The sequence below is a fragment of the Brachybacterium sp. J144 genome (assembly GCF_036321705.1).
Classification (GTDB): Bacteria; Actinomycetota; Actinomycetes; order Actinomycetales; family Dermabacteraceae; genus Brachybacterium.
Genome location: NZ_JAZDCG010000026.1, coordinates 108,374 through 117,341 on the forward strand (window position 1 = coordinate 108,374; position 8,968 = coordinate 117,341).

Genomic DNA, 8,968 nt, shown 5'->3' on the forward strand with positions numbered 1-8,968 from the left:
CACCCTCCTTCCCCACGTCCCCTCTTCCCCGGGAGACCTCCATGGCCTCACTGCGTCTGTCCTCCTATCGCCCCAAGCACCTGGCCGAGCCCCCGGGCTCCAGCACCGATCCCGGGCGGCGCTCGCTCCTGCGGGGAGGGGTCCTCTCGGCCGCCGCACTCGGCGTCGGCGCCTCCGCCCTCGCCTCCCCCGCGGCCCAGGCCGCGGGCATCCACGGCCAGGACGTCTCCGGCTGGCAGGGAGAGGTGGACTGGGCCGCTCAGGCCGCGGCCGGCTCCCGCTTCGCCTGGGTCAAGGCCACCGAGGGCCGCACCTACCGCAGCCCCGCCTTCAACCACCAGTATCGCGGCGCCGGCGATGCGGGACTGGTCCGCGGCGGCTACCACTTCGCCCGCCCCGACTCGGGCGGCCCGGAGGAGCAGGTCGACTTCTTCCTCGCCAACGGCGGTGGCTGGAGCGACGACGGCCGCACCCTCCCGGGAATGGTCGACTTCGAGGGCTACGAGGGCCTGCCCGCGGACTACGGGCTCGGGCAGCAGGAGATGCGCGAATGGATCGCGACCTTCTCCACCCGGTACCGTGAGGCCACCACCCGGCGCCCCGTGATCTACACCAACTACTACTGGTGGCGGGACGTGGTGGGGGACTGGACCCCCAAGAACTCTCCGCTCTTCCTGGCCGCCTACCAGGACGCCGCCCCGACCCGCCTGCCGGGCCGCTGGTGGGCCTGGGAGCTGTGGCAGTACTCGGACTCCGGCCCCTTCGCGGGGGACTCCGTGCGCTGGTACGGCGGAGAGGACTCCTTCGCCCGCTTCGTCGGCGAGAAGGACTACGGCGCCGAAGGCATCTGATCCCGCGCTGCGGGCCGGGTCACCTCGACGGGGGAGCGACCCGGCCCGCTGTGTAGCCTGCCCCGGTGAACAACACAGAACGCACCTCCGCACCGTCCCCCGCCCCCGTGTCTGGACGCCCGGCCGGCGCCGTCTACGCCGACCGGGGCTCCTCCCACTTCGACATCCTCCTCGCCGCCATGGTCACGGTCGTGATCCTCTCCGGCATCGGTGCCGCCAAGGGCGTCAGCTTCGGCACCGTCCCGGGCACCGGATTCGAGATCATCACCGACGGCGGCTTCTTCCTCTTCCCCCTCGCCTACGTCCTCGGCGACATCGTCACCGAGCTCTACGGCCCGCGTGCCGCGCGCCGCGCCGTGATCACCTCCTTCACCGTGAGCGTGATCGCCTCCCTCAGCTACTTCGTGATCATCGCGCTGCCGCCCTTCCCCGATGAGTACGGCCTCGCGAAGCAGGCCGCCCTCGAGCTCGCCCTGGGCCCGGTGTGGATCGTGGTCCTGGCCGGCCTCGCGGGCTTCGCCGCCGGACAGACCCTCAACTCCCTCGTCGTCGCGCGGATGAAGCAGCGCATGGGGGAGCGGGGCCTGATCGGGCGCCTGTTCACCTCGAGCGGCCTCGGCGAGCTCGTCGACACGATCATCTTCTGCACCATCGCCGCGGCGGCGATCGGCATCACCACGATCGAGCAGTGGGCCGAGTACACGATCCTCGGATTCGCCTACAAGGTCGCCGTCCAGTACGCGATGATCCCCGTGACCTCCGCGGTCATCCGCTTCCTCAAACGCACCGATCCCACCTACCAGGCCCGACTCGCGGCGCTCCCGGCCCGCGACTGACGGCGAGGGCGAGGGGCGCGCCGGGCCGACGAAGGTCGGGCACGTCCCTCGCCTCCCCGAGCTGTCGCAGGGTCCATGACGTGGACCACAGTGGCCGCATGAACACCACAGCTCCCGCCCCCGTCCCTCCTCCCGCACCCGCCTCCGCCGTCAACGCCGGCGACGCGGCCGCGGCCCCGAACGGCCCGGCGACCGCCCCGGCACCGCGCCCGAGCGCCGTCGATGCGTCCCGCCGCTTCGGAGCGCACCTCCGCATGGCCTGGTGGAAGCCGCTCGTCATCATCGTCCCGATGGGCGTGATCATGCTGCTCGCCCAGATCGTGCTGATGACCGTGGCCATATTCGTCGAGATTATGGCGCTCGGCCGTGACCCGCAGGACTTCCTCTCCATCGGACCGCTGGGCCTGCTCGCCCTGAACCTCTCGCTGGTCGTCGCGGCCGTCGTCGGCCTGCTGCTGACGAGGTTCGTGGGCCGCGTGCCACTGCGCTCCGTCCTCAGCCATCCTCGGGGCGTCAGCTGGGGCCGACTCGGCCTCTATGCGGCCGCTTTCGTGCTCCCGCTCGGGCTCGTGGTCGGCGGGACCTCGCTGCTCGACCCGTCCGTACAGATCACCGTCACCGGCACCACCATCGCCCTGGTGGTCGTCGCCCTGTTGAGCACGCCCCTCCAGGCCGCCGCCGAGGAACTCATGTTCCGCGGCGTCATGACCCCCGCGATCGCCTCGTGGATCCGCCCCGAGCGGCTCGCCCTCGCCGTCGGCATCACCCTCTCGAGCATCGTCTTCGGCCTCTCGCACGGCGCGGGGGACCTCTGGCTCATGGCCTACTACGTGGCCTTCGGCCTGTGCGGGGCGCTGATGGCGCTGATCAGCCGCGGCCTGGAGGCTCCCATCGCCTTCCACGTGGTCAACAACCTGCTCGCCATGGTCCTCGGCGCGCTGATGACCGGCGGGGGCGGCGTGGTCATCGACCGCTCGGCCGGCGCCGGCGGCCCGATCATGCTGCTGATGATCGGCGTCGACCTGCTCCTCGTCGGCATCGTGTGGCTGCTCGAGCGGCGCCGTTCGCGCGTCGAGCGCAGCACTCAGATCCCGACGGAGCAGGTCCGGAGCGGCCTGGAGTCGCTGTCCACGGTGTGACTCCCGCGTGGGAATCTCGCCCGATGGACCCCTTCCTCGTCGGGCCGGGACGGGCATAGCATCGTGTCCTCGAGCCGGGTGGGATCCGCGGATCCCACCCGGCTCGCCCACGCCCGCCCGAAAGGACCCCCGTGGCACCCGCCGCCCCTTCCCCCCGCCCCGACGACGCCGACGAGCCGCTCTCCCGCACCGGCGAGGTGCCGGTCACCACCGGTCAGGTGCCGACCGTCACCGGTCAGATCCCCACGATCACCGGCGCGATCCCGGTCCTCGAGGACCCGGCAGACCAGGACATCGCCCACCTCCCCACGGAGGAGGAACTGCGGCGCACCCGATCCAAGGTCACCGTCCTGGTGATCGTCGTGCTGACCACCCTCAGCGCGATCGGCCCGCTCGCCACGGACATGTACATCCCCGCCTTCCCCGACGTCGCCGACGACCTCGGCACGACGGCGACCCGGATGCAGCTGACCATCACCGCCTTCTTCCTGGGCACCGCGACGGGCCAGGTCGTCGCGGGACCGCTCTCGGACCGGCTCGGTCGGCGCACCCCGCTGCTGATCGGCATCGTGCTGTGCCTGCTGGCCTCGATCGGCTGTGCCCTCGCCGACAGCGCCGAGCTGCTCATGGCGATGCGGGTGCTGCAGGGCATCGGCGGCGGCTTCGGCATGGTGCTGGGCCGCGCCGTGCTCATCGACATGACCGACGGCCCCGAGCTGTTCCGGATCATGAACCTCATGCAGGGCATCGGCGGCATCGCCCCGATCGTCGCGCCGCTGCTGGGCGGGCTCATCCTGCTGGTCGGCCAGTGGCGGGAGATCTTCCTGATCATCGCCGCGATGTCACTCGTCTCGCTGCTCGGCACGATCTTCCTGATCCCCGAGTCGCTGCCGCCGAGCCGCCGTCATGCCGGCGGCTTCCGCACCTTCCTGCACAACTGCCGGGTGCTCCTCGGCCGACGCCAGTTCGTCGCGTACCTGCTGGTCAACGCTTTCTCGGCTTTCGCGGTGATGGCCTACGTCTCGGCGTCGAGCTTCGTGGTGCAGGAGATGCTGGGCTTCAGCTCGACCGCCTACTCGATCAGCTTCGCGATCAACTCGGCGGGCATGATGGCCGGCTCGCTGCTCTCGGCGCGGCTCACCCGCACCATCCATCCGCGCTCGATCATCCGCGTGGGCCTGATCATCGTGATCATCGCCAGCGCCGTGCTGCTGATCGGCAGCCTCTTCCTGGGGTCGCCCACATGGATCGTGCTGCCGGCGTTCTTCTTCACCGTCGCCCCGCAGGGCCTGATCCTCGGCAACGGCGGTGCGCTCGCGAGCGACCAAGCGCGGGAGTTCGCGGGCACCGGCTCGGCGATGCTCGGCCTCGGCTTCTCGTTCTCGGCCTCGATCGCGGCGCCCCTCGTCGGCCTCGCCGGCACCCACTCCTCGCTGCCGATGGCCCTCGCGATCCTCCTCGGCGCCCTGGTCTCGAGCGCCTTCTTCGTCGCCGCCGGGCGAGGGGGAGGGGCGCGCACGACCGCCTGACGCCCGCAGCTCAGACGAGCGCGGACGGCGCCCCCGGGAACATCCCGGGGGCGCCGTCGTCGTTCCGGCGGGTGCCGGGGCGGGGACTGATCAGGCCGGGAGGTTCGGCTCGATCTGCGAGTCGTAGATGCCCTGGAGGGTCGCCTGCAGGTCGGTCAGGGCCTGCTCCACATCGCCCTCGGCGGTGAGCATCGTGCCCACGGCGTTGGCCATCTCCTGGTCGGCACCCGGGAGGAACACGCGCGCGTAGTCCTGGGTGCGGGTGACCTCGAGCTGGTCGATCGCGGTCTGGATCTGCGGGGTGGTCTCCAGCAGCTCGGTGACGTCGGCGCTCTTGCGGATCGGCATGTAGCCGGTCGCACCGGAGAAGGCGACGGTGGACTCGGGGCGCCCCATGAACTCGATCAGCATCGCCCCGGCGAGCTGCTCCTCCGGGGTGATGGACGCGGGCACGCCGAGGCCCGCACCGCCGGTGGGGCAGACGGGCCCGTCGACCGGGCCAGCCGGCAGGAAGCCGACGCCGACCTCGAAGGAGCTGGCCTCGAGGACGCCCACGAGGGAGCCGGTGGAGGCGATCGTGGTGGAGCAGACGCCCGCCGCGAAGGTGTCGGCCGAATCGCCCGAGGACACCTGGGCCCAGCCGTTCGAGTACACGGAGTCCTGCACCCACTGGAAGGCCTCGACGGTCTCCGGGGAGGTGATGGCGGCGAGGTCCCACTCCTCGGACCAGGCGGTGCCGCGGCCCCAGAGGACGTTCTGGAGGGTCCAGCCGGCGTAGCCCGCGAGGTCGGGGTACATGTAGGGGACATCGCCCTGGGTCAGCTTCGGTGCCCACTCCTCGAACTCGGCCCAGGTCTCCGGGGCGCGGTCCGGGAGGCCCGCGGCGGCGAAGTGGTCCTTGTTGTAGTAGAAGAGCGGGGTGGAGCGGCCGTAGGGGAGCGCCCACTGCTTGCCGTCGTACTGGTAGTCGGCCACGAGCGAGTCGCGGTAGTCGGCGACGTCGATGCCGAGCTGCTCGATCATCGGGTCGAGCGCAGCGATGTTGCCGTTGATGAAGTAGCGGAACCACCACACGTCCGAGAGGACCACGACCGCGGGCAGGTCGTCCTGGGCGGCCTGCGCGGTCTGGAAGCGCTGCGCGATCTCCTCGTAGTTGGAGCCTGCGGTGACGTGGTTGACGGTGATGCCGGTTTCCTCGGTGAAGGCCGCGATGAGCTCGGCCTCGACGTCCTTGGAGCCGCCGGGGTGGTTGGTCCAGAAGGCGATCTCGGTCGCGGGCTCGATCGCGGAGAAGTCGACCTCCTCGCCGCCAGCGTCGCTCGCGGCCGAGTCGCCGCCGCCGACGGAGGGGCCGCCGCAGGCGGCGAGGGCCAGGGCGCCGGCGCCAGCGGCACCGAGGCCGAGGAGGGCGCGTCGGGACGCGGTCAGCTGCTGCGGGGTGCGGGGCAGACGGGTCATGGGGTGTCCTTTCGGGACGGGTGGGGGTGGGTCCTGCGGGAGGAGTGCGGCGCCGCGGGCGAGCGGTGCCACGGGGGCTCGGGCCCGCGGGTCAGCCGGTGACGCTGCCCTGGGTGAGGCCCGAGACGATGTAGCGCTGGAGCGCGGCGAAGACCACCAGCACGGGGACGATCACCAGGACCGTGCCGGCCATGAGGATCCCCCAGCCCGATCCCGTGTTGCCCTCGGAGTTCTGCAGGGCTGTCAGTCCCACGGGGAGGGTCATCATGTCGGAGCTGGTGGTGATGATCAGCGGCCAGATGTAGTCGTTCCACTCGCCGACGATGGTCACGAGCGCGACCGTGGCGATGGACGGCAGGGAGATGGGCACCACGATCCGCCACAGGGATCGCCAGTGACCGGCACCGTCGAGGCTCGCGGCCTCGAGGATCGAGGGTGGGATCGTGAGGAAGTGCTGGCGCAGCAGGAAGGTGCCGAAGGCCGTGCCGAGGCCCGGCAGGATGATGCCCCAGTAGGTGTTCACACCACCCCAGCCGGCGACCAGCACGTAGTTGGGCAGGATCGCGACCTGCGGCGGCACCATGAGGGCGACGAGGATGCCGAGGAAGATCCAGTTCTTGCCGGGGAAGCGCAGGAACACCAGCGCATAGGCGGTCATGATCGCGAGCACGACCTTGAGCGCGGAGCCGACGCCGGTGACGATCACCGAGTTCAGGAAGAAGCGGGGGATCGGCACCGTCGTCATGGCCACCCGGTAGTTGTGCAGCGTCGGCTCCGAGGGCAGCACCACGAGGTCCTTGGTGAGGATCTCGGTGGGCGCCTTGAAGGAGCTGATCACCATCCACAGCAGCGGAAGCACCACCACGGCGGTCGACAGGATCAGCGGCACGTAGCCGGTGCTGATCGTCGCGACCAGGTTCTGCGCGGAGAACGGCCCGTTCGCGCGGCGGGGGAGCACGGCCGACGGGGCGGTCGAGCCGCCCTGCGGGGCGACCGAGGGAACGGAGGCGGGGGCGGGGGCGGGAGCGCTCATGCGTAGTGCACCTTCTTCTCGACGAAGCGGATCTGCACCACGGTGATCACCAGGAGCATGACGAAGAGGACCACGGAGATCGCCGCCGAGTACCCGGCGCGGGAGTAGCCGCCGAAGGCCTGCAGATAGCTCTCGAAGATCATGGCGTTGGTGCCGCGGCCCGTGGGGGTCATGACGCGGAGGATGTCGAAGGCCTGCAGGCTCGACAGCATTGTGGTGATGAGCAGGAAGAACGTCGTGGGGGAGAGCAGCGGGAGGCTGATCGACCAGAAGCGGCGCAGGGGACCGGCGCCGTCGAGGGAGGCCGCCTGCATGACCTCCAGGGGCAGCGACTGCAGGCCGCCGAGGTAGACGATCGCGCAGTAGCCGAGGTTCTTCCAGACGTACACGATCATCACCATGATCAGCGCCATGTCCGGGTCGAGGACCCACTGGGGGCTGGCCAGCCCGATCTGCCGCAGGAACCAGGCGAGCACGCCGAAGTTCGGGTCGAAGATGAATAGCCACACCAGACCGACGCCGACGCCGGAGAGCACGTACGGGGCGAAGGCGGCCGAGCGGGCGAGCGAGGTGCCGGGGATCTTGGTGTTCAGGGCGAGGGCCAGCAGCAGGCCGAGCACCATCGAGCCGCCGACGGTCACGAGGGTGAAGACGATCGTGATGCGGATCGAGTCGAGTCCCTGCGGCGAGGAGAAGAACTCGACGTAATTGTCGAGGCCGATGAAGCTCGCGCTGGTCGAACCGAGGGTCCAGTCGAGCATCGAGTAGTACACGTTGGTCAGCAGCGGCCGGTACGTGAACAGGATGATCAGGGCGATGTTCGGCAGCGCGAGGACCAGGAACCACAGCGCCTCGCGGCGGCGGCGGGAGGACAGCCGGCGCCGGGGCCGGACATCCCGAGCGGCACTCGTGCTGGACATGCGCACCTCGTTCTCGGAAGGCAGAGGCCGTTCCGCTGAACGGCCGTGGACCATCCCAGGTGACGTCCGTGTCGGGCCGACGACCCGCCGGTGTCCGAGGCGCCGCGGTTCGGCGAACGCCCGGTGAACTGGACCTGAGGGCTGTGACCCGTGCGACAAAATCCGCCCGCAGTGGTGCTCGACGCGCCGAGTGCGCTGGTCAGCGGCCGCTGAGCAGCTTTCCGCTTGCCTGCGGCAGTCCGTCTCGGCGCACCCATCACACTCCGCCTCCGGCCGCTCCCCACGCTCCGCCGATAATGTACGTTATGTAAAGTCGACGGTTGAAGAGGGGGTCGGGCAGCCGCGCAGACCCTCCCCGGCCGCGCCCCCTCGGCCCCGCTCATCCTGGACGCCGCCCGTCCTCGATTGCGCTGCCCTCGACCACAAGCCGTCACCGAGTGCTGCGTCTGGACCGCTACCGCCACCGAATGACGGTCCGAACGCAACACTCGACGCCGGCAGTCACGCCGGCAGACGGTCCGGAGTCAGCGTTCGTCAATCCTCAGCGGCGAGACTCTGCGCTCAGCACGCGGCGACGACGCCCTCGCCGCCGTCCCAGCTCGCCACCAACCGCACGGCGCCGTCGAGATCACCGAGAGTGCGGGCGATGGTGAACGGCTCGCCGTCCTCGAGCGACGCCAGGCTCGGCGGCTGCTCCCCCTCGTCGACCTCGAGGCGCAGCCGCACCGTCTGCCCACGGGGCGTGGTCGTACCGTCGGGCGCATGCACCTCGAGCTCTGCCTGCTGCTGCTCCCCGGCGAGCGCCCGGGCGAAGCACTCCAGGGCGACCTCGTCGGCGAGGCCGTCGTAGACGTAGCGGGTGCCGAGCACCGAGTGCTCCATGGTGCCCACGAGCGCGTCCTCGCCGGCCTCTGACAGCGGCGCCGCACGGTAGGTCAGCGGCAGGTGGAAGATGGTCTCCCCGACCTCCACCAGGTGGCACTCGACGCCCACCTCGCCCTCGGGATCATCGAAGCGGTACGCGCCGAGCAGGCGCAGCTCCCCCAGCTCGCCCCAGGATCGGGTGGTCAGCAAGTCGGCCAGGAGCTCGGCCTTGGACGGATGCAGGGTCGCGGGGTGCAGGATTGCCATGGCCACCACGCTACCGGAGGGGGAGCGCCAACCCCCCCCCCCCCCACGAGAGCAGATCCCACCGAACCACC

General features: G+C 70.6%; 8 protein-coding genes. 4 read left to right on the forward strand and 4 right to left on the reverse strand.

The annotated features are described in order from the left end of the window. Positions 1-41 precede the first annotated feature (41 nt). The 4 genes from V1260_RS10215 to V1260_RS10230 all read left to right on the forward strand — a co-directional run bounded on the left by V1260_RS10215 (position 42) and on the right by V1260_RS10230 (position 4,355). Positions 42-851: a GH25 family lysozyme gene (locus tag V1260_RS10215; protein ID WP_329746707.1), complete on the forward strand. Its 810-nt coding sequence runs from the start codon at positions 42-44 to the stop codon at positions 849-851. A gap of 65 nt (positions 852-916) precedes the next feature. Beyond that, positions 917-1,687, forward strand: coding sequence for a queuosine precursor transporter (locus V1260_RS10220; protein WP_329746708.1), 771 nt, complete (start codon positions 917-919; stop codon positions 1,685-1,687). A gap of 98 nt (positions 1,688-1,785) precedes the next feature. Beyond that, positions 1,786-2,826, forward strand: coding sequence for a CPBP family intramembrane glutamic endopeptidase (locus V1260_RS10225; RefSeq protein ID WP_329746709.1), 1,041 nt, complete (start codon positions 1,786-1,788; stop codon positions 2,824-2,826). 131 nt (positions 2,827-2,957) lie between these two features. Next, positions 2,958-4,355 (forward strand): multidrug effflux MFS transporter, encoded by a 1,398-nt coding sequence (locus V1260_RS10230; protein WP_329746710.1) that lies wholly within the window; start codon positions 2,958-2,960, stop codon positions 4,353-4,355. 90 nt (positions 4,356-4,445) lie between these two features. Here V1260_RS10230 and V1260_RS10235 read toward each other — a convergent pair whose 3' ends face one another. The 4 genes from V1260_RS10235 to V1260_RS10250 form a co-directional block, all read right to left on the reverse strand. Continuing rightward, positions 4,446-5,813, reverse strand: coding sequence for an ABC transporter substrate-binding protein (locus V1260_RS10235; protein WP_329746711.1), 1,368 nt, complete (start codon positions 5,811-5,813; stop codon positions 4,446-4,448). Between the two features lie 91 nt (positions 5,814-5,904). Beyond that, positions 5,905-6,846: a carbohydrate ABC transporter permease gene (locus V1260_RS10240; protein WP_329746712.1), complete on the reverse strand. Its 942-nt coding sequence runs from the start codon at positions 6,844-6,846 to the stop codon at positions 5,905-5,907. Then, the gene (locus tag V1260_RS10245) at positions 6,843-7,766 is read right to left on the reverse strand and encodes a carbohydrate ABC transporter permease (protein WP_329746713.1); all 924 of its coding nucleotides are present in this window, start codon (positions 7,764-7,766) and stop codon (positions 6,843-6,845) included. The genes V1260_RS10240 and V1260_RS10245 overlap by 4 nt, the downstream gene beginning before the upstream one ends. Before the next feature lie 561 nt (positions 7,767-8,327). After that, a complete protein-coding gene (locus V1260_RS10250) occupies positions 8,328-8,897 on the reverse strand; it encodes a maltokinase N-terminal cap-like domain-containing protein (protein WP_329746714.1) in 570 nt (189 codons plus the stop codon). Between the last annotated feature and the right edge of the window lie 71 nt (positions 8,898-8,968).

Excerpts from the sequence above, each read along its gene's own strand:
- V1260_RS10215 (WP_329746707.1), top strand. The coding sequence starts at position 42 with ATGGCCTCACTGCGTCTGTCCTCCTATCGCCCCAAGCACCTGGCCGAG.
- V1260_RS10225 (WP_329746709.1), top strand. The coding sequence starts at position 1,786 with ATGAACACCACAGCTCCCGCCCCCGTCCCTCCTCCCGCACCCGCCTCC.
- V1260_RS10235 (WP_329746711.1), bottom strand. The coding sequence starts at position 5,813 with ATGACCCGTCTGCCCCGCACCCCGCAGCAGCTGACCGCGTCCCGACGC.
- V1260_RS10240 (WP_329746712.1), bottom strand. The coding sequence starts at position 6,846 with ATGAGCGCTCCCGCCCCCGCCCCCGCCTCCGTTCCCTCGGTCGCCCCG.
- V1260_RS10245 (WP_329746713.1), bottom strand. The coding sequence starts at position 7,766 with ATGTCCAGCACGAGTGCCGCTCGGGATGTCCGGCCCCGGCGCCGGCTG.
- V1260_RS10250 (WP_329746714.1), bottom strand. The coding sequence starts at position 8,897 with ATGGCAATCCTGCACCCCGCGACCCTGCATCCGTCCAAGGCCGAGCTC.